The sequence below is a fragment of the Brevibacillus sp. HB1.4B genome, from assembly GCF_013284285.1.
Classification (GTDB): Bacteria; Bacillota; Bacilli; order Brevibacillales; family Brevibacillaceae; genus Brevibacillus; species Brevibacillus porteri.
On the sequence record NZ_JABSUT010000003.1, the window covers coordinates 1 to 25,890 of the forward strand.

Consider the following 25,890-nt stretch of genomic DNA (forward strand, 5'->3'; position numbering starts at 1 on the left):
ACCCCATGTCAGTCTAATACTATATTTTCTCAGTCTGGGTTTGATATCTTCTTACGCCTTCATATTCAGCAGCATCAGCCAACTATCCCGTCGAGAGCACATGTAATAAAAATGGCATTAGCCCGGTGGCTTTCCATGATTAAACGAAAAACAAACTTTTTAGGGTATCTCATACGTCGTTCATATGTAAGGCAAGCAAATGATAAATGGAGGTTAAAAATATGAAAAATCAACACGTAAAGAAACTTTCTTTTTTGGTACTCGCGGGTTTTATTTGTGCAGCAGGAGTGGGAAAACTCCAAGTTGCTTCTGCAGAACAGACAGCTCAAGCCCCAAAAGTGGAAATTGGTCAAAAATTTATAGCGCCCGAACTTAAACTAAAAGAAAATACGTATGTACTTGATTACAAAATGGCCGATGTGAACGGTGATTCTGTTGAAGACAAAGTGATATTGGTTGGAACAAAAGAAATGATTGATGGAAGATTAGATGCTTATGCCGACAATTTATCTATTGTAGTGCAGGATGGAAAAACCCAAGGATACGTAAAACATGATTGGGTGAACAAAGGGACAGATGGAACATTGGATGAGCAGTTTGGAAGAGAACCAAACCTAATTATTGGTGACTATACGGGTGATAAGGTGAACGATATTATTGTAACGGCTCCACAAGGAGGAAATGGTGGATACGTGGATCATCTTGTCTTAGCTTTGGAAGAAAGTAAACTGAAAATGGTTTTTTCTGATAACCAAAGCACTGTAAAACAATAAAACGATTAGTGATACACATTCCCAGCAAACTTACAATTATTCAACAAGAAACTCGATTTCCTTAAAGGGGCATCGAGTTTCTTGTTGATTCAAACTCTTCGTTCGTTAATCCACCTTTCACTCGAAAATACATTGCGGGTGATTTCAGGGACTCTCATATTTCCCATTTTTGAAAAACAAACTTTTTGGTTAGCTCAGTCGTCTTTTACAGGTAAGGAAAGCAAATGATACGGCGCGTATCAAGGGGAGAATCTTTAAATGGATAGAAAATTAGAAAAATTACTTATCCGTTTTATTACGGAAAATAAACAGAATGTGTATCAGTTAGCTTTCAGTTATGTAAAGAATGCAGATAACGCACTGGATATTGTTCAGGACTCTATCCACAAGGCGTTGTCATCTTCACACACCTTAAAATCCGAAGGTTCGATGAAAGCCTGGTTTTACAGAATCGTGGTGAATACATCTCTCGATTTCCTTAGAAAACAAAAGAGGATTCAACTAGTAGATGATCAGACGTTGGAATTACACGGCCTCATAAGTGAAGACGCCTACCATGACATCGATCTGGAGAAGGCTTTGGAGCAATTGCCTCAAGCCTTTCGAACTGTGGTTGTACTTAGATATTTTGAGGATTTAAAAATTGAAGAAATTGCGGAAGTGATGAACGAAAACATCAACACGATAAAAACTCGATTGTATCAATCACTCCGCAAACTTCGAATTCAAATGAGCGACGAAATTTTACAGGAGGTAAAGTAATATGAGCGAACAACTGGAACAATTGAAAAGAAAATATAAGAATACGCCTATCCCCGATGAATTGGATTTCGTTGTGAAGAAAGCTCTTAAACAAAGCAAGAAAAAACATGCGAACAAGAGGACGAAGAGTCTCGTTGGTGTTGGGGCAGCGGCTATTATATTTATAACAGGGATTAATGCTAGCCCCACATTTGCAAATGCCTTATCGGAAGTACCGTTGATTAGCTCGCTCGTCAAGGTACTAACTTTTACAGAATTTAAAGTAGATGAAGAAACGGCCAAAGCCGATATAAAAGTACCTGCCATTACAAACATGGAAAACAAAACCTTAGAAGCCACCTTGAACAACAAATACCTGGAAGAAAGTAAAAAACTGTATAACGATTTCACGGCTGAGATGGAGGAATTAAAGAAAAATGGCGGAGGTCATGTAGGTGTAAAAAGCGGTTATGATGTCAAAACCGACAATGATCAGATCCTTGCTTTAGGTAGATATGTTGTAAGCACGGTTAATGGTTTATCAAAATATACTTACGACACGATAGACAAGAAAAATCAGCTTTTGATTACCTTGCCGAGTTTATTTAAAGATGAAAGTTATATAAGCCTAATCAACGAAAATATAAAAGAACAGATGAGACAGCAAATGAAAGCAGATCCCGAAAAGGTTTATTGGTTAGATGAGAAGGGAGGCAACTTTGAAACCATTGCTAAAGATCAAAGCTTCTATATTAATAATGATGGCAAACTTGTCATCTGCTTTGAAAAATACGAGGTCGCACCCGGATTTATGGGCGTGCGTGAGTTTATCATACCAACCAATGTCATTACCGATGCATTAGTAAGTAACGAATATATAAAATAAAAATCGAAATCGAGTCATAGGTTCCATCGCGTATCCTGTGAAAACGAATCTAATGACTACATTGCCGCGGCTAACTGCATTACCTACGAAGGTCGTGCTGACAGCACCGTATGAAGTCTGGTATTCACTTCGGACCCGAAGTACATATATCGGGTTCGTCGTACATGTATTCTATTAGTTACTCGTCAGCTTAGTTGAAACCTAATTATTGTGATTGAAAGGGTAGAATACAGATGCATAGCATGAAACGAATGAAACAGAACTGTAGTAGCCGACTCGCGGTGGAGAACGGCATGATAAACGAACAATTCCCGCCATTCGCGGCAAACGTCGATATAGATGGGAAGGGCAGCCGGTATGCCTAAGCCGCTGAACGACAATGGCCGCTACATGCCTGGGCTTGACGGATTGAGGGCGCTTGCTGTATTAGCCGTCATCGTCTATCACCTCAATGGCAACTGGGCTCCTGGAGGGTTACTAGGTGTCGGCGTGTTTTTCGTATTGTCCGGGTACCTTATCACGGACATCCTCATTGCACAATGGAAAAGAGACGGGAAGATTGATTGGAAAGACTTCTGGTTAAGACGGGTACGGCGGCTGATGCCCGCGCTGCTCGTCACAATTGCGGTCGTCATGGTATGGATTACGTTACTCGATCGCTCCCAACTGGCACCGCTTCGTGGGGAGGTCCTGTCGACGCTGCTCTATGTCAACAACTGGTGGCGTATCTTTCACGAGGTTTCGTATTTTTCGAGCTTCGGTCCGCCTTCACCGTTTGGTCATTTCTGGTCGCTCGCCGTGGAGGAGCAGTTCTACCTACTGTGGCCGCTGCTTCTTGTTATCGGTCTCCACTTTTCACCGCGGAGATGGCGGCTTCTCGGGTTGACTTTCGGTCTCGCGCTTATTTCGGCGCTAGCGATGGCGTTGCTTTACGAGCCAGGTACTGACCCGAGCCGGGTCTACTACGGAACAGATACGAGAGCGTTCGCCCTGCTCATCGGCGCCGCGCTCGCAATGATATGGCCGAGCCGCAATCTCTCCGTAAAAGCTGCGCCTCAAGCACGTTTACTCATTGATTGCTTCGGGGCGGCTGGTCTGGTCACAATTGTGGTCATGATCTGGCAAACCGATCCGTACGACAGCTTTCTTTACCGAGGAGGATTTGTGCTGCTATCCGTCGCAACGGCCGTAGTGGTAGCGGCGCTCGTCCATCCGGTCAGCCGACTGGGAAAAGTGTTGGGGTGGAAACCGCTGCGGTGGTTTGGCGTTCGCTCTTACGGTATTTATCTTTGGCATTATCCGGTTATCGTCCTGACAAGTCCTGTGGTCAACACCGGCGGGACCAGTATTGTGCGCAGCATATTGCAGGTAATAGCGAGTGTTGTACTTACCGCGCTATCGTGGCGGTTTATCGAGGAGCCGATTCGCAACGGCGGTTTGGGTAAAATATGGATGCAGATGAGTGATCGGAAAATGCGGAGGAATCGGGTATCGATCGGTCGCAACATGGCTTCGGTGTGTAAGCTACTCGTACCTATACTTTTTTTAGTCACTATAACTAGCTGTGCTTATAGCGCGACGACGAGTTCAGTTTCACAAGGCGCCAGCAACCTTCAAACGGATGGGACAGCGTCGCCGAACTCTCAGCAAGAATTCGCTACAGCACTCGACAGCAAAGAACATTCGGGACTTGATGGCTCATTGCCACCGGACCATCCTGCCCGACCGGACGACTATACGAGGCCGGACGACAAACTTATTTCGGAGCCAAACGACTCAAAACAGCCCGTTGAGACTCCGAAGCCGGATACGGGCCAGGGAGTGACCGCGATCGGCGACTCGGTCATGATCGACGTTGCTCCTTATCTGAAAACTCTTCTTCCTGGAAGCACAATCAACGGCAAAGTGGGCCGGCAGTTGTCTGAGGCGCAGGACGTAGTCGATCAACTCAAGACCAACGGCAAGCTAGGCGACGTAGTCATTATCGAGCTCGGCACGAACGGACCATTCTCGGAGAAGACACTTGTTAATCTAATGAATTCGCTCAAAGACGTTCGGCAAATTGTACTTGTAAATACACGAGTGCCGCGTAATTGGGAACAAGTCGTCAACTCAGAACTGGAGGAGGCAGCTAATCAGTTCTCCAATGTGACACTCGTCGACTGGTACGCGGCCAGCGTCAACAAAGATTCGTATTTCGCACGGGACGGCGTGCATCTTGTCGAGGAAGGCGCCAAGGTATATGTTTCTCTGGTAGTGGAAGCGATCAAACCGCAACAAAACGGCGATACCGGAAGCCGCACAACTGTAACCGACCGTTAATTGCGAAAGCTGCCGAGACAAAGAGAAAGTCAGTGACATTCTATATACAGTCTAATACTATATTTTCATCGAACAGTTGAGTTATGTTCAAAAAGGATCTTTCCCTTCGCATCAATAGCTTCATCGCAAGGAAACCGAAACATAGGATAACCGCCTAAGTTAGCAAGATTGTTTAAAGCCGTTAGGATTTCCTCCATTTGCTGTTTACCAGTCGAAATTTGTTCTTTAGCTTTTGCGAGCTCGGATAAATTTTGTTTCTTGACTCAACTGCTCGATTTTCAAGAGAGGCCACTTTTGGCATTTCAACATCTATGTAGCTTACCTAGTCCATTTTACATCTGCACACGGGCCATTTGACACTCCAGTAAAATATATACTATAATTCCTACCAGAATGAAAATTCATTCCGCACGAAAGGAGTCATGACCTTGTCTGAAACCAAGCGCGAAATAATCTTGGAAGCAGCGCTCGTTCTGTTTGTAGAGCGCGGTTTTGATGGAACGACCGTCCCGATGATTTCCGAAAAAGCAGGAGTCGGTGCCGGTACCATCTATCGTTATTTTGAAAACAAAGAAGCGCTCGTTAATACGTTGTTCCAAGAAAGTGTGGGGGAGTTTCTTGAGACACTCCAAGATGGCTATCCTCGTACAAGTGACGACTTACGTGAGCAATTTCGGCATATTGCGAAGCAGACGATTCGCTACTCCAAAAAGAATTTGAACGCCTTGTTGTTTCTGGATTCCCACACAAATGGTCACTACCTGGACGAAGCCAGCCGAGCTGCATACATGAAGCTGCGCACATTTTTATTCGAGTTCATTGAACAGGGGCAAAAAAAGAAGGTCATTCGTCCGTTGCCAGCGGATGCATTGATTGCAATTGTCGACGGTGCATACATCGCATTGAACAAGTGCATCATGGCTGGCGAAATCGAAGAAACCCCCGAATTGCTTGCAGGCGTAGAGGAAGCTTGTTGGGATGCGATCAGAATTCATTAATTCTGATCCTTCTTTTGAACAATACGGAATGAATGTTCATTCCGAATATCTTTATCACAGAAAAAGAGAAGAAACGTATAGGAGTGAGTCGCTTATGGATAAGTCGATCAGAAAAAGTATGGGGCTTCTGGTGCTGGTCTCCCTTGCAGTAATGACGACGGCTTGCACGAACAATCACGATATGACCTCGTCTGCTGGGAGTATAGCCCAAGCTGAGGCCAAATTCGTAGAAGCGCATCTGATTCAGCTGAAAAGCTTTCAATCGACTAGTGAACTGTCGGGGACACTTGCGCCCATGGAAGAAACGACGGTTTCGTTTGAAGTAGCTGGTGAAATCAAGTCGTTGCCGTACAAGGAAGGAGACACAGTCAAAAAAGGAGATGTGCTGGCCCGTCTCCATTCTACTGACTACTCCCTCCAGCTCGCATTAGCAAACGCCAATGTGCATGGCGCAAACGCACAGCTTTCAAAAGTAAAAAATGGTGCGCGCGAACAAGAGGTCCAGCAAGCAAAAGTAGCGGTCGAAGCGAAGAAAATCTCACGGGATCAAGCACAGAAAGATTATCAGCGCATGGAACAGCTCTATAAAAACGGGGCGATTTCCGAAACCGAATTTGAAAGTGCCAAGCATGCGTTTGAACTAGCCGAAAAAGATTACGCCCAGGTGCAAGAGACCTATTCATTGGTGAAAGCAGGCGCTCGTACGGAGGATATCAGTGCCACAAACGCCAGCTACCAGGGAGCCATGGTGACCCGAGATCAGGCAGCAGCTACTTTGGCAAAAACCGAGGTGAAAGCACCTATTCAGGGAACTGTGCTGGCAAAATTGGCTGATGTAGGGCAGTTGGCAAATCCAGGTGCTCCTGTCTACCGAATCGGCAATATCCATCAGCTGAAAACAATCTTGCCTGTACCTGACAAGGACATCTCATCGTGGAAGGTAGGAGATGAAGTCGAGATTCGCTTGTACGAGGAGAAACGAAAAGGAAAGGTAACCAATATATATCCGGCCACGAACGAACAGACGGGCACGATTAGCGTGGAAGTAGTCATCGATAACACCAAGAAAGACTGGTTTGCTGGGCAAGTTGTCACTGTAAAGCGAACCCTGTCGCAAAAGAAAGGGATTTTTGTCCCTGCGGAGGCAGTTTTTAGCCGAGGCTCGGAACCCTATGTCTTCTTGCTAACAGATGGAAAAGCGACCAAAACGACTGTCACGATTGGTCAGTATGTGGACAATCATTTTGAAGTTACTTCTGGCTTGCAGGAAGGGGACATGTTGATTATGAAAGGTGCTGATCGCTTGCTTAACGGGGACTCTGTTACCGTAAAAGGAGGCAATCAGCCATGATCGAGTTTTTCATCCAGAAGCGCAAAATCACCCTCGTTTTCTTTACGATGCTCGTGCTGATCGGTTTGTCCATTACGGTTTCACTGCCGCAACAGGAGCAGCCAGACATCATTGTCAGCATGGCGACCATCACCACCGTGTATCCGGGAGCGACTCCGGAGAAGGTGGAGCAGACGGTCACGAAGAAGCTGGAAGAAAAAATCAACGAAGTACATGGCATTAAATCGATTAGCTCCGAGTCCCGTTCGGGCGTCTCGATTATCCATGTGAAAACCGAGAATGACGTTGTGCCGAAAAAGGTGTTTGAAGATGTACGGAAAAAAGTGAAGGATGCGGAGGCCGACTTACCGGATGAAGCAGAACAGCCTATCATCAATGATGACTTGAGTCGTACGTTCATCCAAACATTTCAAGTCACAACCGATTCTTTTGAAGAGGTTCTCCAATTACGCGATACACTGGATCTGTGGAAGGATCAGCTACGAACCGTTCCGGGCGTTTCCGATGTCACGATTCAAGGATTGCCAGAGCAAGAGGTGAAAATCGCTGTCGATGCCAAAAAGCTGCAACAGTACGGCATTTCCTGGGCGCAAGTAATGAATGCTGTGCAAACCAAAAATGAAACAACGCCGCTCGGTGATGTCAACATGGATACGCGGAAATACCAGCTCACATTACCTGTCAGCACCGATGTGGGGACCTTTGAAAAGGTAGTCGTAACACGTACGCAGGAGGGCATGCCCGTCTATTTGAAGGATATTGCCACCATTTCCGACAGTACCAAACGGGTGGAGTACCGGACGTACTATAACGGGAAGCCTGCTGCGACGATTAGCATCAATGCCGAGCTGGGAAGCGACGTTCCAAAGGTACATAAAGCAGTCAATGAGAAGCTCGCGGCGCTGGAAAAGAGTCTACCGTCATGGGCGAACAGAGAACCCGTGTTTGCGCAGGTGGATCAAATTGACAGTGTTTTTACTGAATTGTACGTGGAGATGATCATTGCCATCGTAGCGGTTCTTTTCATTTGTATGCTAGGTTTGAATTTGACGACATCCTTGATGGTCGCATTGGCAATTCCAATCTCGCTGGCCGCAGGGATGGTGATCCTGCCGTTCTTTGGCATTACGCTCAATCAGATGACCGTTTTTGGGCTCATCATTGTTCTTGGTATTTTGGTTGACGACGCAGTCGTAGTGAATGACAACATTGAGCGAAGGCTATCTGTATTGGGAGAGGACCCGTATACCGCTGCTGTAGCAGGGACGAAGGAAGTTGCGGTCTCCATCATTACGGCTACCCTGGCTACTATCTCAGCGTTTGGACCGATCATGTTTCTCCCAGGTGATGCAGGCCAGTTTATTTTTCCGGTACCACTCATTATCATCTTTACGATGGGGGCCTCGATGTTCATGTCCCTCACCATTATTCCGATTTACCGGGAATGGAACGAGCGAAGGAACAAGAAGCGGAGCAAAACAGAGACAGACTATCGGAAGCCAGCTGGCTTGCTGGGCAAACAAATCGATACACTGACGAATTGGTATGGCGATCGTGTTCTGAAAGTGATGTTAAAAAAGCCGCTGAAAACAGGATTGAGTGGGGTACTGATTGCTACTGCGGCCTATGGACTCGTTATGTTCGTCCCAGTACAGCTCTTTCCGGATGCTGACAGGCCACAGATGGTTGTGAATATAACGACGCCAGTTGGCGGTAATTTACAGGAAACGGATCGGATTGTTCTTGGTGTTTCCGAATGGATTTCGCAGCAGGCGCATATTCAAAAAGTCTCGTCTTTTGTAGGGGGCAACGCACCACAGATGCTGCCCTCTGCGCCGCCAGTTGGAATCGGAGAAAATGTCGCGCAATTGATCGTCACATTTGACCATAACAAAATGGATGCGCGAAAAGTGCTTGCGCCGTGGTCCGAGCAGTTTAAGATGATGTATCCAGAAGCGAATATCATTCCTTACAGTGCGAAGGATGGTATGTATACGGGAAGTCCGGTAGGGATTCGGGTGTACGGGGATGATTTGCAGGAGCTATACACGATTTCTGAGCAAATCAAGAAGCTCATCATGGAGATCGAGGGAACTTACAACACCAACGACACGCTGGGAAATGAACAGTATTCCCTCCAGTTCCAAGTGAATCAGGGAAAGATGGATAAGGAGCTGATCAATGAAGCGGATTTGACCAGAACATTGCGATTGATCAGCCAAGGCATTCCAATGGGGCAATTTGACAATGGGAAAAACTTGGTCGATATTACGCTGATAGCCGATCAGTCGGGAATGACGACAGAGCAAGTCTTCGCTCAACTCACGGTTCCAAATGCGCGTGGGCAGCTCATTCCGGTTTCACAAATAGCCGAAATGAAGCCAGACTTATCGATGCAGAGTATTCCTCGTTACAATATGTCCCGCAGTGTCACCATCACGAGTGATGTCCGAGATCGGACGGCCGCTGATGTGATGAGCGAAGTGAACGCGAAAATGAAGCAGCTGGAACTGCCGGACGGGTATGCTTGGAATGTGACAGGTGAAACAGAAGAGGAATCGGAAGTATTGCTCGATTTGGGAGTGCTTGCGGTTATTGCGGTCTTCCTTATCTTTTTGCTGATCGTCGTGCAGTTTAATTCCTTGTCTATTCCTGTTTTGGTGATGAGTACGGTATACCTCGCGATCGCGGGCAGCTTGATCGGACTATTCATCACGTCGACACCGATTGGATTCATGACGGTGGCGGGTTTTATCGCATTGGCAGGCATCGTCGTCCGAAACGGGATTGTCTTAATCGAATTCATCGAGGAGGCGAGGCATGAAGGCGTCGCTCTGCACGATGCGGTGATTGGAGCAGGGAAAGCCCGTTTGCGGCCGATTTTACTTACGACCTTCGCCGCAGTAGCAGGTTTGTCACCGATGGCGATTAAGGGGAGTGTGTTGTTTCAGCCGCTCGCCATTACAATCATTTCTGGCTTGCTGTTCTCGATGCTGCTCACGCTGATCGTCGTTCCTTCTCTCTATACAGTTGTAGCCATCCAAAAAGAGAAGAAGCGGGTAAAAAAGGAAGCGCAGAATCAGCTGTCAATCTAAGCTATTCAGGAGGAATGTTCAGACAAATGGAGAAAGGGGTAGAGGCACGAAGACGAACATTCACCAGGAAGCGAGGAAATGCAGATGGACCAAGTGAAATGGAACGTTGGGGTTATTGGCGCAGGCGTCATGGGCGAGCGCATGATGAACGCGATCCGTACCCACGAAAAATTTCGAGTAGCCGCAGTGAGTGATGTATCTGCGGAAAGAGCACAGGAAGCCGCGCAAAAGTCCGGCGATGTGCCTTGGTACACAGATTATAAGGAATTATTGAAAAAAGTAGAGCTGGACGTCATCTATTTGGCTGTCCCTCCCAAATTCCATCACGCCATTGCGCTTGATGTACTGGCGCACAAAAAGCATTTGCTCTGCGAAAAGCCATTGGCCAATTCGTTGACAGAAGCGCAAGAAATGCTGGAAGCAGCAAATGACGCAGGGGTTGTCCATGCGATGAACTTCCCGCTCTACTATCAAGGCGTTTTTCCTGAGCTCTCCCGCAGACTCGAAGAAATCGGAGAGATCCGCCGCATCGATATCCTGACACATTTTCACCAGTGGCCGCGTCCATGGCAACAAACACCTTGGCTGGCTGGTCGCGAGCAAGGCGGTTTCATCCGTGAAGTGCTACCGCATTTCACTCACCTGACTTACGAGCTCTTCGGAGACCTGCATGTAGTCCGCTCAGAGGTAGATTATCCAGCAGATCATGACCTATGCGAGACAGGTGTATCGGCCTTCCTGCGTCTGACAGATGGTACTCCGGTTACGATCAATGGCTTAGCCGGTATCGCACATGAGGAGCATTTGGATTATCGTGTGTACGGGTCAAAAGGGACATTGAGTGTCGTGAACTGGAGCAATCTGTTTGTGGGTGGACACGGCGAAACGCTCGTTCCGGCTGAAGTTCCACAGCAAGACCGTCTCTCCCTGCTGTTGGATGAGCTGTCCATTGCGATTAACGGTGGAGATGCCCGACTGGTTACGTTTGAGACAGGCGTGAAAGTACAGCAAGTGCTGGAAGCATTGCTCGGACATGAAAAAGTACACTACATCAAATAGAAATTAGCAGGAAAAGTCCACGAAAAAAGAGCAGGTAGGCAGGGGTATCACATCCTAGCGACTGCTCTTTTCTTTTGTTAGGGCTTGTATGTTTGTAAAAGCTGCTCAATATGCTTGATGGCAAAATGGACATGCTTGTTATCGTGTGTGAGTCTGCTTGCCATTATAGCCCCTTCAATCGAAGAGAAGATAACCGAAGCGACGGCTTCTGCGTCCATTGCGGAACGAAATTCTCCCTCGGCGATTCCTTCTTCCAGCAAGCCCTGCATGAACGATATGGTCTCTTGGTAAGCGGCGAGGGCATACTCGCGAAGTACAGGGAACGAGTGGTCACTTTCTACGGCTGTGTTGAGAAGCGGGCAGCCACCTTGGAGCGGGGGATTGTTTACCGCATCAGAATATACCTTTGCCATGGCTACGAGTTTTGCAGTGGCCGTGTCCTGTTTTTCCAGTGCAGCTGCAAAATGCGCATGTAACACTTCACCCGCATATTTGAAGGCCTCTATAGCGATTTCATCTTTACTGGCAAAACCCCGGTAGAGTGCGCCTTTGGTAAGTCCCGTTGCATCCATGATGTCTTGCATGGAGGTTCCTGTATAACCGTTTTGATTAAACAGCTCTGCTGACTTCTGGATAATATGCAGCTTTGTTTTTTCGCCTTTGCGCATCGCGATAGTCCTTTCATTCGGCCAACACGGTCTATATTCGTCCAAGTTATTGTAACATTTCTCGCATGTACGAAAGAAGGCAATCATGTAAAATCAAAAAGAGACCGAACGGTTCGGTCTCAAAAATCGAACAAAGGGTTGTGTGGCAGGATGAACCGAATCAAACCATATTCGATTGTCATTTTCGTCGCTTGTATGGCGATCACGTATGCACTCGTGCAAAACTTTATCATCGATCCAGAAGCGAAAGGCTTCCTCAGTCACAAATCTGTTTACAACAAAGAGCGAATGAACACATCGATCTGGCTTACGGTCATGTATGTCCATTTGTTTTTCGCCCTGATTGCTCTGGTCTGTGGAGTGGCTAACTTTTCGGACAAGCTGCTCGCAGAGAACCGCAAGCTACATAAAGTAACAGGCTATGTCTATCTTTTTAGTGTGTTGGTTGTGGTAGTCACATCCGGATATATGGCCCCTTATGTAACGGGCGGAAAAGTAGCGAGTTGGCCCTTCCATTTATTGAACATTATCTGGCCGGCTATCACCATTACGGCGCTCGTCAAAATTAAAAAGCGTCAAGTCATGAAGCATAAGGAATGGATGGTCAGGAGCTTCGTCTTCTTGTTCACCAACATGCTGATTCATCTATTAAAGCCGATCTTTGAAAAGGTGGTAGGTTTGCCGTATGAGATCAGCTACACAATCGGCGTCTATGTCGCCATGATTGGGCTTGTCTTGACGGCAGAGATGATCATTCGTACGAAACTGCGCGCACCGAAAAAAGCATGATAGACTCAGCGTTTCCTAAAAAGCTTCGCATCAACCAGTTTCATTGGTTCAGATGTGAAGCTTTTTTAGGAGGTAAGCCCATGGTTCTTTCCTACTGCTGCAAAGCCTTGCTCTGCATCAAAAAATCGATAAACGTACGCATAATCCCGTGAACAGGTGTATCCTTGAGGTAAATCAGCTCGAAGTTCCGGTTGATTTGCGGCAGATTCAGGACGTCTACTTCCTGCAGCTCGCCTTCGCTTAAATCTTTGGAGATGGCAAAGCGAGGCAAAAAGGCGATGCCCAGCCGTTGTTTGACCATCCGCTTCACGACCTCGATGTTGTCAGCCTCCATGACGACATTGTTTTGTAGCTGAAAATGGCTGAACGCATTGTTGATCAGCTTCCAGTCGAGCGAACCCCGATTGAACAAGATCAGTCGTTCACGTGCGACTTCTTCAATGGAAACCTGATGGCGGAATCCAAACGGATGATCGGGATAAATCGCTAAGACCATGTCATCCGGCATCAGCTGAATCCGGTTAATCTGTGGATGGGTAACGGCACGAGCAATTCCGAATGACACCTCGTGGTTCAGAACCATATCGAGCACCTGATGGGAATGCCCAGTAAGGATCGTCAGTTTGATTTTGGGGTACAACTGCTGGAATTGCTGGACGAGGTCAGGCAAAATGTAAAAGGCGGAGACAAAAACGGTGGAGATGGTCAATTCTCCCTCTACATCGCCTTGCGATCGCTGAATCGCTTGCTGTCCCTCTTGCAGCATATGCATGATGTTTTTCGCATAAGGAAGGAACAGATCGCCTTCTTTTGTAAGAGAAATGGTATGACCCGTACGCTGAAACAGCTTGCAGCCCATAGTCGTCTCGAGTGCTTTGATCCGCATGCTGACCGTGGGTTGTGACAAATAGAGCAAATCAGCTGTTTTGCTGAAGCTCCCGGTCAGGGCGACAAAGATGAATGCTTCAATTTGCTCCATATTCATGAGTAGTGGCTCCATTGTGTGAATTTTTAAACTTTCCGCGCAAAAAGGCGGTCGCTCCTCCTCGAATAAGCCTCGATAATGTTTTCTTAAGTGACTTATAGCAATAATTTATTGGATTCGCTCTCCAAAATACATTACCTTAACATTAACAGAATAGGTAGTGTTCTCAAAGGAAATTAGCACAAGGGATGGATACAAATGGCCAAAATGCCGATTATCGATTTGCACTGTGATGCACTGCTGAAAATTTGGGAGAAAAATGGGGCTTTGTCCTTTGCGGATGCGGACGAGCTGGATGTCAACAGGAAACGGCTATACGATGGCGGGGTAAAGCTACAGTGCTATGCCATCTGGACATCCCCTGAATTGTCCACGGAGCAACGTTTTCAAAAAGCTTTGGATCAAATTCATTACTTTTATACAGAAGTTCTCGGGAAACATCCAGAAATGAAACAAATCCGTGATTGGAGCGATCTCGACCTTTTGCAAGAGGGAGAGATCGGGGCGTTGCTGACATTGGAGGGTGTTGAGCCAATCGGCAACGATTTGAAGAAGCTGCACATTTTGTATCAGTTGGGGGTACGCTCTGTGGGCCTCACCTGGAACTTCGCGAATCTTGCTGCGGATGGTGCGCTGGAACCGAGGAATGCCGGATTGACGACCTTTGGTAAGGAAATCATTCAGTTCCACAATGAGCATAAAATGTTGACGGACGTCTCGCATCTAGGAGAGGGCAGCTTCTGGGATACGATTGAACTCGCTACATACCCGATCGCGAGTCATTCAAATGCACGAGCGATTTGCGACCATCCACGCAATCTGACGGATGAACAGGCAAAAGCGTTATTTGCCAAAGGCGCGAATGTACATGTCGTTTACTGCACCCAGTTTATCAATGAAACGACACCAACCACGATAGATGATCTGATCAAGCACATCGATCATTTTTGTTCACTCGGTGGCGTGCGACATATTGGGCTCGGCTCTGACTTCGACGGCATTACCGCGAAGGTCGTGGGCTTGGAGCATGCAGGGCAGAGCCAAAACCTGATCAACGAGCTGCTCAAGCATTATAAGGAAGAAGAAGTGCGCGGGTTTGCCTATGAGAACTTTCTGCGCAATCGTCCCGTGTAAGTGTTCGGCATAGCCTTACGAAAGGAATGGAATGCATGACGAAAAAAATTCGGCAGCTCGGTGCGACAATCGGGAGACTGCCGGTCGGTGAGAAGAATGACATAACGGATGTAGCCGGAGTCCGAGTAGGACATGTAACGATTCAGCATGAGCTGGACAACGAGGATTATGCATGCACGGGTGTGACAGCCATTTTGCCACATGGCGGTAGCTTGTTTCGTGAAAAGGTAACCGCAGCCAGCTATGTGATCAATGGCTTCGGCAAAACGACGGGACTCGTGCAAGTAAATGAGCTGGGTGTATTGGAATCGCCGATCATGCTCACCAATACGTTTTCCGTTCCAGCGGTTACACAAGGGACTCTGCAATACATGCTGGATACGAACGAAGAGATCGGGGACACGACCGGGACGATCAATATTGTCGTGGGCGAATGCAACGATGGTCATCTCAATTCCATTCGCCGCTGTGTCGTGCGCCCGGAGGATGCGAGAGTAGCGATTCAGAACGCAACGGACCAGGCCGTAGAAGAAGGCGCTGTTGGGGCAGGGACGGGGATGATTGCTTTTGGCTACAAAGGTGGGATCGGTTCGTCTTCTCGTATCGTAGTGGATGAGGAGCAAGCGTATACATTGGGGGCTTTGGTACTCAGTAACTTTGGCAACAAGAATGATTTCTTGGGAGCGAATCTGTTCACAAGCTGCAAAAACAATGAAAACGCAGTAGAGAAGTCCGAGGATGGCTCCATCATCATTGTACTTGCGACAGATGCTCCATTGAGTGATCGCCAACTGCTTCGGGTAGCGAAGCGCGCAGGAATCGGCTTGGGACGCACGGGGAGCCATTTTGGGCATGGGAGCGGCGACATCGTCATCGCTTTTTCCACCGCGCAAACGATTCCACACCAGACAACAGCCGTTACAGAAACACGCGTGCAACTACGTGAGGATCACCCGATCATGAACGAACTGTTTGCTGCTGCGGCAGAAGCGACAGAGGAAGCCATCTACCATTCTCTTGCGCAAGCAGTCACGACTATGGGAAGAAAAGGACGCATCGTTCATGCGTATCCGAGTCCGGACATAGGTGAGTAGTAACATAACCCTACAACTGTTGACATACCTTGAGTGTAAAGAGGTGCATGGTGTGAAATAGGAGGTAGGGTTATGTACATTGAAGTCGAAAAGGGTGTCACGATTTTTGTTGAAGACCTCAATCCTGGCCCGAATAGCAAAACGATTTTTTTCGTTCACGGCTGGCCGCTCAACCATAACATGTTTTCCTACCAATTCAACGTACTGCCCCAGCAGGGGTTCCGCTGTGTTGCCATGGACATACGCGGCAACGGCCAATCGGACAAACCGTGGAACGGCTATACGTATGATCGCTTAGCAGATGACATCTATGTCGTTTTGGAAGCACTGAAGATACGGGATGCCGTCTTGCTAGGTTTTTCGGTGGGTGGAGCCATTTCGATTCGGTATATGTCTCGTTATGAGGGGCGTCATATTTCCAAATTAGCGTTAGTGGATGCAGTTTCTCCTTTCTTTGTGAAAATGCCGGGTTCTCCATACGGCGTCCCGAAGGAGCAAGCAGATGGGCTGATCAGTCAGATGTACGCCAATTTGCCTGAGTTATTAAACACGGTTTCTTTGCAGTTTTTCAATCGAAATTTAGGGACGGCTACACTCCAGTGGTTTGTCAAAATGGGGCTGGACTCCGCATCCTATGCGCTCATCAAAATCATGCAAGCCGCAGCGAGAGAGAATGTAATCAATGACTTGGGTCAAATCCGTGTGCCAACCGGAATTTTTCATGGGATTCACGATCAATTGATTCCATTCAAAAGCGCCGAGCTCACCCAGCAGCAAATCAAAGGGTCGAAGCTGTTTCCGTTTGAAAACAGTGGGCACGGCATGCCGATTTGTCAGGCGGATGATTTTAATAAGAAGCTGGTGGAGTTTATTAACTCTTGAATGAGTCGAGTTAGAAGGCCAATATTTCTGCCTTGGTGCAGGATATTGGCTATTTTTTATTGAATTTACTAATATATGGTTTTCAATATATATGAAAAAACAACGATTAAGGATGGGGAAATTGAAGAAGAAACTGTGGATTTTTGTACTACTTATAGCAATATTTATGGGAGGTTTTTATTTTCTTGTGAAAGGTAATTCGCCATTGGATATTGGTACCCTTGCTTCAAGCAATGATCATAAATCTGTTGTTGTGGGAATTGGTAATAAGGGTTTTGGTGAAGTGAAAATATTGGATGTTTCAGTCAATAACGATGAAAAACCATCAAAAACAAAAGTACAAGTTAGTAATGCTTTACAAGGATTCATTGTAACTGACGATTATGATAATAAGGAATCAATACCCTATGGATTTCAGAATATTGAGGATATAGCGATGAAAGCTGGCACATCTACGAAAAACGATGAAATTTATGGACTGAGTGTTATTTATCATGAAGCAATAAACAGAGTGAATATAAAATACAGCTATCTTGGGATTACATTTGATGAAATGGTGTTCTTTAAAGCGGAGGTAAATCGATGAGCCAAATGAAAGTTGTACCTGTCGGAGTTCCTTGGATGATCAGTCCCTCACATGATTTTGCGAGTTTTACTGGTTATGAGGATCGGGAAGTAAGCGTGGAAGTGATGTGTGGATATAATAAAAAGCGCTACGACGAGGTTATGACTAAGCTACACGAGCAATACGGGGATGACATTCCAGACGACGAATACAATAAAGCAGGTAATGCTATGATCAAAATTACATTCAAGGCGATCGGTCTTTTTACGAAATACGGTAAAATGTACGGTTACGAACGATATGATTTCAGCATGCTTGATCCGTACTATGACGGAAGCTTATCTATCAGTGATGAATGGAACGAAACGGATGTTTGCCCAAATCCTGGATTCTATGAGGTTGTGGAATCTAACGTGAAAGAAGCATTTGGTTTTACATCCCCCAGAGTCAAGCATTGGGTATTATGCGCGCATGACTCATGTATCGATGTGTTGGCCTATTCATTTGAATGGGAAGAGATCGAATGGGGGAAAGCAATGTAAGGGTATCTCTCGGCTGGAAATAATGAGAAAAAATCAAAAGGCATTGCCCGTTCTTGCAAACAAGAGGGCAATGCCTTTGTTTTTCGTCCTGAAATTGAACAATTTGTTCAACATGAGCTAAACGATTTGTTCAAATCGTTCAAAGGCAATCGAACAATGTACGCATAGAAAAAGTACGGAATTCGTTCATTTTCAGTTGAAAAATATGATTGGCATGAAAATTGCTAATAGAATAATCCTCGGAGAAGAGAAACTATATTTTACTCTCGACGCACAACACTCGATTGGATTTTTCTTCATTTCCTACAGTAAGGTGTCATATTCATGTGTCTTTACGAAATTATAAATGAATCTGGTAGGAATCCTCGAAAAATGATCGAGTGGTGCGAAGAAATCATCGGAGGGGATATATTATGCAAATGAAAGCTGCTGTTACTCACGCAAAAGGTGAAGAATTTCATATTGAAACGATTCAACTCGATGAACCTAAGAGCGGAGAAGTTCTGATTCGCGTCGTAGCTTCTGGAATTTGCCACACAGATATGATTGCGCGCGATCAAGAATATCCAGTTCCACTTCCAGCGGTTCTGGGCCATGAAGGTGCGGGTGTAGTTGAAAAGGTAGGCGAGGGTGTTACTTATGTACAGCCTGGCGATCATGTGGTGCTCGGTTTTGCCCATTGCGGAAAATGCCATTATTGCTTGAGCGGACGTCCGTATGTATGTGAAAGATTTTTCGAGTTGAACTTCCTAGGAAACATGGAAGATGGGACAAAAAGACACCACTGCGGAGAGAAAGGGTTGTCCAACTTTTTCGGTCAGTCCTCTTTCGGAACGTACACGATTGTAAACGAGCGCAATCTGGTGAAAGTAGATAAAGATGTAGATTTGGCTCTTTTGGGACCGCTTGGCTGCGGTATTCAAACAGGTAGTGGTACGGTCATAAACAAGCTGAAGCCAGAGGCAGGATCAAGCATTGCCGTATTTGGTGCAGGAGCGGTTGGGCTTAGCGCGATCATGGCTGCGAATGCAATCGGCTGCGGTACGATCATTGCGGTCGATGTGCATGATAACCGTCTTGAGTTGGCGAAAGAACTGGGTGCGACCCATGTCATTCATGCGCGAAACGTTGATCCGGTGGAAGAGATCAAGAAGATTACGAATGGCGGCGTAAACTATGCTGCAGAAACTGCTGGTCGACCAGGCGTATTGCGTCAAGCTGTGGATGCCCTCACTTTCTGCGGAGTCGTAGCGCAAATCGGGGCACCGCCACTCGGAACTGATGAGAAAATCGATACGAACGACTTGCTCTTGCTCAACAAAACCATTACTGGCGTAGTAGAAGGGGCTTGCGTACCACGCATTTTCATTCCACAGTTGATCAATTTGTACAAACAAGGGAAATTCCCGATGGACAAGCTGGTGAAATTCTATCGTTTCGATGATATCAACCAAGCGGTGGCCGATTCTCATAGCGGTAAAACAATCAAAGCAATCATCAAGATGGACTAAGCTAGGAGGACACTTCATATGAGCAACATTTTCAGCGAATACACAAAACAATACATGGATGGAGAATGGCAAGAAGGAAAGAGTCAGAATAGCTATACCAACCGCAACCCATACGATCAATCCGAGCTGGTGAGCATCAAGCTGGCTACGGTTGAGGATGTAGAGCAGGCGTATCAATCTGCAAAAGCAGCACAAAAAGAGTGGGCAAAAACAAATGCATACGTTCGCTCTGGCATCATTCACAAAATCGCAGAAGTGGTAGAAAAAAATCGTGAGCTGCTCGTGAGTATTTTAGTATCCGAGACAGGCAGCACATTTGCAAAAGCGAATGCGGAAGTTGATTTTGTGGTCGGCGATATCAAGGAATACGCGTCCTTGCCATTACGAATGAAAGGTGAAATCCTGCCTTCCTTCATTCCAGGCAAAGAAAACCGCGTCTACCATCTGCCAGTTGGGGTCGTAGGTGTAATCAGCCCGTTTAACTTCCCGCTGTACTTGTCTATCCGCGCCATTATCCCTGCTCTGGCTACTGGTAACGGCGTTGTGGTCAAGCCGGATCTGCAAACATACATCTCCGGTGGATTGGTCATCGCAAAACTGCTCGAAGAAGTCGGCCTGCCAAAAGGCTTGTTTAACGTAGTCGTTGCAGATATTGCGGAAATCGGCGATGCCATGATCGAAAATCCGATTCCAAAAGTGATTTCCTTCACAGGCTCTTCCACTGCTGGTCGTCGAATCGGCGAAATCTGCGGCAAAAACTTGAAGAAAGCTTCCCTCGAATTAGGCGGAAACAACGTGATGATCGTCCTGGAAGATGCGGATGTCGAGCAAGCAGCAAGTGCGGCTGTCTTCGGGAAGTTCCTCCACCAAGGACAAGTTTGCATGGCGTTGAACCGCATTATCGTCCATCGCAAAATCTATGATCAATTCGTTGACGCCTTTGCGAAAAAGACTTCCATGATCCAAGCTGGAAATCCACAAGATCCGAACACATTTGTGGGTCCACTCATTAACGAAAGACAAGTGGAAAAAATCCAAGGCTTGATCGATCAAGCAATCGCGGAAGGTGCGCGTGTCGTTAAACGAGGTGAAGTACATGGTACATTGATGGAGCCTGTCATTCTTGCAGATGTCACCAATGATATGGCTACTGCGAAAAATGAAGTGTTCGGTCCTGTCGCTAACATTATACCGGTAGATAGTGAAGAGGAAGCAATCCGCATTGCAAACGAAACTGATTTTGGCTTGAGTGGATCTTTGTTTACACGCGATTTGGAGCATGGCGTAGAAGTCGCTCTGCAAATCGAAACGGGTATGATGCATATCAACGATCAAAGCATCAACACCGAGCCGAACGTACCATTTGGCGGAGAAAAATCATCTGGCTTGGGACGCCATGGCAGCGACTGGTCGCTGCATGAGTTTACATCTCCACGCTGGGTATCCGTTCAGAAGGAAACTCGTCCGTTTCCGTTTTAATAGATAGGAGCCAAATCCCTTCCGTTCAAAAAAACGAAGGGATTTGTTTTTTGTTTGAGGTGCTGTAGTGTGGGGAAGAAGCGCATTTCCAGTCTACGCTTCGGCCTACGCCCCGTATGGGGGATTGACTGTCCGCTCCGGAATAAATGGCGGGAGCGCTTCAAACGTAGAAGTTTCGAGGAAGAGTTCCATAAGTGAAGCTTAAATTCCCCGCCATTTATTCCTACGCTGGGTTGGGCTCCAGAGGCGCTTGGACTGGAAATGCGCTTCTTCTACGCAGCTTCTGTCAAATTCCTCGTTAGTTCATTCATGAGGGAATGCAATAATCTTTTAAGCGAGCACAACCACTCAGGCTGGTAAGAGAAAAAAGAAGAAATAAGCGAAAGTCTTTGGGATACCAACCGAAGCGTAATGGAAAAAAGGAAACCTGTCTTTAGCGTCCACCTCTGAAACGCTCCTTTGATGCGCGACTTTGGACGCGGGTTTCGTTTTTTACATGGAGCTGGGCAGGGATGACCCCCTAGCAGGTAGCCCAAGAACTTGAGCGTTTTCTTCTTTTTGCTCTCCACCACTATAGCCCGACATAGAGGTATAATAAAATAAGGAGAGATAACTAGATGGGAGGGTAGGCTATGTACAAAAATCGGATGAACGCCAGAGATACGTTTCTCTCTGCTGGACAGGTAAAAGCTGATGTTCCCGTCAGTATTTCAGAGTCATGGAGCAGGAGCCTGTCCCATAAAATCGATCCGAATTTGCGAAAAACGCCTGAAGTACTCAACCAAATGGATGTCCACATGCTACAGGAATCCAGCTTGTTATACCATGCGTATCAATCGATTATTCCAAAAATCCAATCATTCATTCATACAAAATATTCCATCATACTAGCAGATCATAAAGCGAGATTACTCCATGTCAATGCCGACCACCAATTGATGGAGCTGTTGACCAGCTTCAATGCAGTTCCAGGCGGAGTGTGGAGCGAGGAATTGTGCGGAACGACTGCATTTGGCACCACCCTCGTGGCTGGACAGCCAGTCGTCATCCACGATGCCCAACACTTTTGTGAGAGCTGGCAAAACATTTCTTGTGCGGGTGTGCCGATTTTTCATCCGATTACTAAACAGGTCATTGGCGTATTGGATTTGACGAGCTTTGCAGAGGATTTTCCTGCCCATGCCTTGGTCTTAACGCAAACGGTTGCGAAAAGTATGGAGATGGAGATTTTCAATCAGCTACAGATTCATCGGCTTTATCTGGAAAATACATTTCTCGAAAAAGAGCTAGCCATTTCCAATGATTTACTAGTGGCTATTGATTTGGATGGTCAGATCGTGCGGAGCAATGACCCGGCTACGACAGATCAACAAGAATGGTGCAACCGATTCGAGTGGCTCCACTACTTCCAATCCTGTCAGGAGCAATCCGATCTATCCCTCTTATCCACCATCGTTTCGACTGAGCGGCCTTTGCCTTTTTCACCCGATCCTGCTACAGGCAGACTTCAGCTCGTATCTTACAAAAATCGGCTGATCGGTGCGCTTGTTCAAATGCGCCGTCAACCCTCACGTTCTGCGAAAATCGTTGAAATTGCCGACATTCCATCCCAAAACAGTGGACTGCCGCGCAAGGAAGCTGCGAAAGAAATGGTGGGAGAGTCACCACAGTGGCTTGGCTTGCTGCAAAAATTGGACAAGGTCGCTGGGCGTGATATGTCTGTGCTTTTAATTGGGGAAAGCGGAACGGGGAAAGAAGTGCTATCCCAGTACATTCACGACCATAGCTTGCGAAGACATAAGCCTTTTGTCGCGGTAAACTGTGCAGCCTTTGCCCATGATCTGGTTGCGAGCGAGTTGTTTGGCTATGCACCGGGGACGTTTACGGGCGGCTTGAAGGAAGGAAAAGTGGGGCTGTTTGAAGTTGCAGACGGAGGCACCTTGTTTCTGGATGAAATCGCGGAGCTCCCATTACCCATTCAGGCGATGCTACTGCGCGTATTGCAGGAGAAGCAAGTGACCCGCATCGGAGAATACAAGGCTCGCCCTTTAGATATTCGGATCGTCGCTGCCAGCAATAAGGATCTGAAAAAAATGGCTGACGTCGGACAATTCCGTTTGGATCTTTACTACCGGTTGAATTCAATAGAACTAAAAGTCCCTCCACTGCGCGAGCGAAAAGAAGATATCGTCCCAATGGCCGAACACTTTTTGGGCGCACACAGGCACGGATCTTTTGCATACCGCTTGATGCCGGACACGATGGACGCATTGCGACTGTACGATTGGCCGGGGAATGTCCGAGAGCTGAAAAATGCGATCGAGCATGCTGTCGTCTTTGCGGAGGATGACCGAATCTTCCCATGGCATATACCAGATATGATCCAGGAGTCAACAGGGACAACCGAAGACAGCAAACGGCTTTTGCAGTCCACGCCGCTAGATAATGAACGTGCGCAAATCGTGGAAGCATTGAACGACAGCCGCTACAACTACACAAAGGCAGCCAAGCTGTTGGGGATTTCCCGGGGCACGCTGTACAATAAAATGAAAAAATATGAGATTACGTAGAAAAGGAGTGTTCCTAGAGCATGTTGAATGGCTTTTGGAACACTCTTTTTGCTAACTAGAATCTTAGAGCCAAAGGCAGGGGAATGGAATGGACCACGCATGCGTTTCAGCACTGGAAGCATTTGTGAAGCAGTTCATGGAAAAGGAAAAGGTGCCGGGGCTCTCCATTGGCATCTCCCGGGATGGGGAGACCATCTATCAAAAAGGCTTTGGTGTCACCGATCTGGAGACGAATCAGCCAGTAACACCTGATACCATTTTCGGCATTGCTTCGGTTACCAAATCGTTTACGGCTGCAACCATCATGCAGCTCGTGGCAGAAGGCAAGCTGACTGTTGACGACTCGATTCGCAACTATTTGCCTGATTTACAAGTAAAGGGGGACATACATACTGACAACATCACGATTCACCATTTGCTCTCTCACACTTCAGGTGTTCCGCCGCTATTGCGCCGTGAAGAGCTGACGAGACTCCCCGAGCATATTGCCTATTTGAACGAAGTCCAGTTTGCCCCCCTTGGTGTGCCGGGTGAGTATATCAGTTACAGTAACGACATGTTTCTCCTCCTGGGAGCGATTATCGAGCGTGTCACTGGGCAACGCTATCGTACCTATGTAACAGAACAGCTGCTAGCGCCACTCGAAATGAGTCGCTCGACCTTTAACCTGGAAGAAGTCGCTCGCTTTGCCGATGTCTCCGTCCCTTATATCAAAGGGGAGGATCAGCAATTGAAAAAGGTAACGTGGCCCACGCTCGGCAACTATGAAGTGGGGGGAGGCATCCGATCTTGCGTCGTTGATTTGCTGAAATACGGACAGCTCTATATTAATGCTGGGCGCTATAAAGAGAAGCAGGTAGCAGATGGAGCCTCGCTTAGCGCCATGTGGCAGCCAGTTCATCGAGTGACAAAGGACGCGTGGTATGGCTATGCGCTCAAAACAACTCCCCATTATGCAGGAGTAACGCTAGTTGAGCATGGGGGCGGCCAGCCCGGGGTATCGTCGAACTTCGGGTTTGTACCGGAAAAAGGGCTAGTCGTCAGCGTTCTTTCTAATCTGGAAAACGTGCCGATCCGCAACGTCTGGCTGGCTGTTGTGAATGCTGCCCTTGGTTTACCGCTTGCATACAAAGAAGACGAAGCTCCGCTCTATACGCCAACGAGAGAAGAGCTAGAGAAGCTCGTCGGGACGTACACGTCAGGGGAAGGCGGAAGATTGCGACTCTTCCTTCGAGATGATGCTCCTGTTGCAGAGGTAGCTGGTATTGAGTACGAGTTACGGGCCAGCAGCCACGATACGCTGATCGATGTACAAAACGGTCAACCGCTACGCTTCTTTTTCAAAAAACAGCAGCAAGCATGGGCGGTCCTCATGGGGCTGAGGATGCTTTGTAGGAGCGAGTAGGCTATGTATTTTGTTGACATACCAGCGGCGACCTAAGACATGATAATAAAATCTTTGACTCGCCACTGGTATGACTGTATCCTCAGTTTGGTTGGTATTCCCCTCCCTAGACTAAAAATGATACGTCGAGATTAAAAAGGAGAGACAGCAAAGAACGAGCGCCGGTATTGCTTTCGGAAAAGGATCTCTAGCAATCACAAGTAGGATGAAGGCAGCTACCAACATGGTCACGCCTAAAAGCAATCCTGATAGTAATGCAACGGTCGAAAACCATATGCCAATAATCAAGCCTATGGAACTGATGATTTCAATAAAGCCAGTTAAGAAGTTAAAGAGGGGAGGGAGTCCAAATCGATCAAATTCATTCGCCATTTTACCGGAAATAATTTTTGTACCTGTAAACATAAAGAAGATCGCAACGATGACTTGCAAAATAATTATGGTCATGACGGCTTCCTCACTTTCGTTATTCAGTATCAAATTTAATATATGCTATAGCATGTATTTGATGGAGAAAGTATCTGCCTCTCCATTTATTCATCCTTTACTACTTGATAGAGTTTATCGAGCAAAGCATGCAATTCCGCAATCTCTACATCGGTAAGTTTTTGCGTGACATGACTATGCGCTTCGGTAACGACGGGTATAAGCATTGATTTTAGCTCCATCCCTTTGTCACTCAGCAACAAATTATGAGAGCGTCTATCCTCGTCATTTAAAGTGCGAATGACGATTCCCTTTTTTTCAAGCGAGTAAATCATTCTGACGACGGTGGTTTGATCTCGGTCAATAGCATCCGAAAGTTCCTTTTGTGTTATCGCTCTTTCTCCATCCATTACACTAAGAATTCCCCATTGCTCTGGCGTGATCTCAAATTGTTTTAACCTCTTCTTAAAATAGTTCGTCATTTTCATATCTGTGCGGTGAAGAAGAAATCCGGTCAGATTGAATAATTCCATAGAAAATCCAAGCTCCTTTGTTTACATGCTATAGCATATAAAATGCTAGCTTATTTATTCCAGTTAGTCAAATAAAATAGTG

The 25,890-nt window shown here is 46.7% G+C and carries 23 protein-coding genes; 19 read left to right on the plus strand and 4 right to left on the minus strand.

The annotated features are described in order from the left end of the window. Positions 1 to 221 precede the first annotated feature (221 nt). The 9 genes from HP398_RS07955 to HP398_RS07990 all read left to right on the plus strand — a co-directional run bounded on the left by HP398_RS07955 (position 222) and on the right by HP398_RS07990 (position 11,225). Positions 222 to 773, plus strand: a complete 552-nt coding sequence (locus HP398_RS07955) for a hypothetical protein (RefSeq protein WP_173622327.1) — start codon at positions 222 to 224, stop codon at positions 771 to 773. A 258-nt stretch (positions 774 to 1,031) separates the two neighbouring features. Then, positions 1,032 to 1,535, plus strand: a complete 504-nt coding sequence (locus HP398_RS07960) for an RNA polymerase sigma factor SigV (protein ID WP_173622328.1) — start codon at positions 1,032 to 1,034, stop codon at positions 1,533 to 1,535. Between the two features lies 1 nt (position 1,536). After that, on the plus strand, positions 1,537 to 2,400 hold the full coding sequence (gene rsiV, locus HP398_RS07965) for an anti-sigma-V factor RsiV (RefSeq protein ID WP_017250947.1): 864 nt from the start codon (positions 1,537 to 1,539) through the stop codon (positions 2,398 to 2,400). Between the two features lie 242 nt (positions 2,401 to 2,642). Continuing rightward, entirely contained in the window at positions 2,643 to 2,765 is a 123-nt protein-coding gene (locus tag HP398_RS31165; RefSeq protein ID WP_256436325.1) for a hypothetical protein, read from the plus strand. Continuing rightward, positions 2,758 to 4,722: an acyltransferase family protein gene (locus tag HP398_RS07970; protein WP_173622329.1), complete on the plus strand. Its 1,965-nt coding sequence runs from the start codon at positions 2,758 to 2,760 to the stop codon at positions 4,720 to 4,722. Before HP398_RS31165 ends, HP398_RS07970 begins: the two co-directional genes overlap by 8 nt. A 428-nt stretch (positions 4,723 to 5,150) precedes the next feature. After that, positions 5,151 to 5,720, plus strand: coding sequence for a TetR/AcrR family transcriptional regulator (locus HP398_RS07975; RefSeq protein ID WP_017250950.1), 570 nt, complete (start codon positions 5,151 to 5,153; stop codon positions 5,718 to 5,720). Positions 5,721 to 5,814: 94 nt separating this feature from the next. Next, complete coding sequence (locus tag HP398_RS07980; RefSeq protein ID WP_173622330.1) at positions 5,815 to 7,071, plus strand: efflux RND transporter periplasmic adaptor subunit; 1,257 nt, start codon at positions 5,815 to 5,817, stop codon at positions 7,069 to 7,071. Then, positions 7,068 to 10,166 carry an efflux RND transporter permease subunit gene (locus HP398_RS07985; protein ID WP_173622331.1) on the plus strand — a complete coding sequence of 1,033 codons (3,099 nt, stop codon included), beginning with the start codon at positions 7,068 to 7,070 and terminating at the stop codon, positions 10,164 to 10,166. Before HP398_RS07980 ends, HP398_RS07985 begins: the two co-directional genes overlap by 4 nt. Before the next feature lie 84 nt (positions 10,167 to 10,250). Further along, on the plus strand, positions 10,251 to 11,225 hold the full coding sequence (locus HP398_RS07990) for a Gfo/Idh/MocA family protein (RefSeq protein ID WP_026043279.1): 975 nt from the start codon (positions 10,251 to 10,253) through the stop codon (positions 11,223 to 11,225). Positions 11,226 to 11,302: 77 nt separating this feature from the next. On the opposite strand, the gene HP398_RS07995 is transcribed toward HP398_RS07990, so the two are convergent. Then, entirely contained in the window at positions 11,303 to 11,893 is a 591-nt protein-coding gene (locus HP398_RS07995; protein ID WP_069845715.1) for a TetR/AcrR family transcriptional regulator, read from the minus strand. 150 nt (positions 11,894 to 12,043) lie between these two features. Here HP398_RS07995 and HP398_RS08000 point away from each other — a divergent pair, with 150 nt between their 5' ends. After that, on the plus strand, positions 12,044 to 12,682 hold the full coding sequence (locus HP398_RS08000; RefSeq protein ID WP_173622332.1) for a DUF2306 domain-containing protein: 639 nt from the start codon (positions 12,044 to 12,046) through the stop codon (positions 12,680 to 12,682). Between the two features lie 91 nt (positions 12,683 to 12,773). Here HP398_RS08000 and HP398_RS08005 read toward each other — a convergent pair whose 3' ends face one another. Continuing rightward, on the minus strand, positions 12,774 to 13,667 hold the full coding sequence (locus HP398_RS08005) for a LysR family transcriptional regulator (protein ID WP_007716122.1): 894 nt from the start codon (positions 13,665 to 13,667) through the stop codon (positions 12,774 to 12,776). Between the two features lie 198 nt (positions 13,668 to 13,865). Here HP398_RS08005 and HP398_RS08010 point away from each other — a divergent pair, with 198 nt between their 5' ends. From HP398_RS08010 to HP398_RS08050, 9 genes are all read left to right on the plus strand, one after another. Then, positions 13,866 to 14,801, plus strand: coding sequence for a dipeptidase (locus HP398_RS08010; RefSeq protein WP_173622333.1), 936 nt, complete (start codon positions 13,866 to 13,868; stop codon positions 14,799 to 14,801). Between the two features lie 35 nt (positions 14,802 to 14,836). Further along, the gene (locus HP398_RS08015; protein ID WP_173622334.1) at positions 14,837 to 15,895 is read left to right on the plus strand and encodes a DmpA family aminopeptidase; all 1,059 of its coding nucleotides are present in this window, start codon (positions 14,837 to 14,839) and stop codon (positions 15,893 to 15,895) included. Between the two features lie 72 nt (positions 15,896 to 15,967). Continuing rightward, positions 15,968 to 16,777 carry an alpha/beta fold hydrolase gene (locus HP398_RS08020; protein WP_173622335.1) on the plus strand — a complete coding sequence of 270 codons (810 nt, stop codon included), beginning with the start codon at positions 15,968 to 15,970 and terminating at the stop codon, positions 16,775 to 16,777. Positions 16,778 to 16,889: 112 nt separating this feature from the next. Continuing rightward, positions 16,890 to 17,363, plus strand: a complete 474-nt coding sequence (locus tag HP398_RS08025) for a hypothetical protein (protein ID WP_026043280.1) — start codon at positions 16,890 to 16,892, stop codon at positions 17,361 to 17,363. Further along, positions 17,360 to 17,884, plus strand: a complete 525-nt coding sequence (locus tag HP398_RS08030) for a hypothetical protein (RefSeq protein ID WP_173622336.1) — start codon at positions 17,360 to 17,362, stop codon at positions 17,882 to 17,884. Before HP398_RS08025 ends, HP398_RS08030 begins: the two co-directional genes overlap by 4 nt. A 413-nt stretch (positions 17,885 to 18,297) precedes the next feature. Then, positions 18,298 to 19,395: an NAD(P)-dependent alcohol dehydrogenase gene (locus tag HP398_RS08035; protein ID WP_173622337.1), complete on the plus strand. Its 1,098-nt coding sequence runs from the start codon at positions 18,298 to 18,300 to the stop codon at positions 19,393 to 19,395. Between the two features lie 18 nt (positions 19,396 to 19,413). After that, positions 19,414 to 20,874, plus strand: a complete 1,461-nt coding sequence (locus tag HP398_RS08040) for an aldehyde dehydrogenase family protein (protein ID WP_017250962.1) — start codon at positions 19,414 to 19,416, stop codon at positions 20,872 to 20,874. Between the two features lie 632 nt (positions 20,875 to 21,506). Further along, positions 21,507 to 23,444: a sigma-54-dependent Fis family transcriptional regulator gene (locus HP398_RS08045; RefSeq protein ID WP_173622338.1), complete on the plus strand. Its 1,938-nt coding sequence runs from the start codon at positions 21,507 to 21,509 to the stop codon at positions 23,442 to 23,444. 88 nt (positions 23,445 to 23,532) lie between these two features. Further along, complete coding sequence (locus HP398_RS08050; protein WP_173622339.1) at positions 23,533 to 24,849, plus strand: serine hydrolase domain-containing protein; 1,317 nt, start codon at positions 23,533 to 23,535, stop codon at positions 24,847 to 24,849. A 111-nt stretch (positions 24,850 to 24,960) separates the two neighbouring features. Here HP398_RS08050 and HP398_RS08055 read toward each other — a convergent pair whose 3' ends face one another. Continuing rightward, positions 24,961 to 25,296, minus strand: a complete 336-nt coding sequence (locus tag HP398_RS08055) for a DoxX family protein (RefSeq protein ID WP_017250965.1) — start codon at positions 25,294 to 25,296, stop codon at positions 24,961 to 24,963. Positions 25,297 to 25,382: 86 nt separating this feature from the next. Further along, positions 25,383 to 25,808 carry a MarR family winged helix-turn-helix transcriptional regulator gene (locus HP398_RS08060; RefSeq protein ID WP_017250966.1) on the minus strand — a complete coding sequence of 142 codons (426 nt, stop codon included), beginning with the start codon at positions 25,806 to 25,808 and terminating at the stop codon, positions 25,383 to 25,385. Positions 25,809 to 25,890 lie beyond the last annotated feature (82 nt).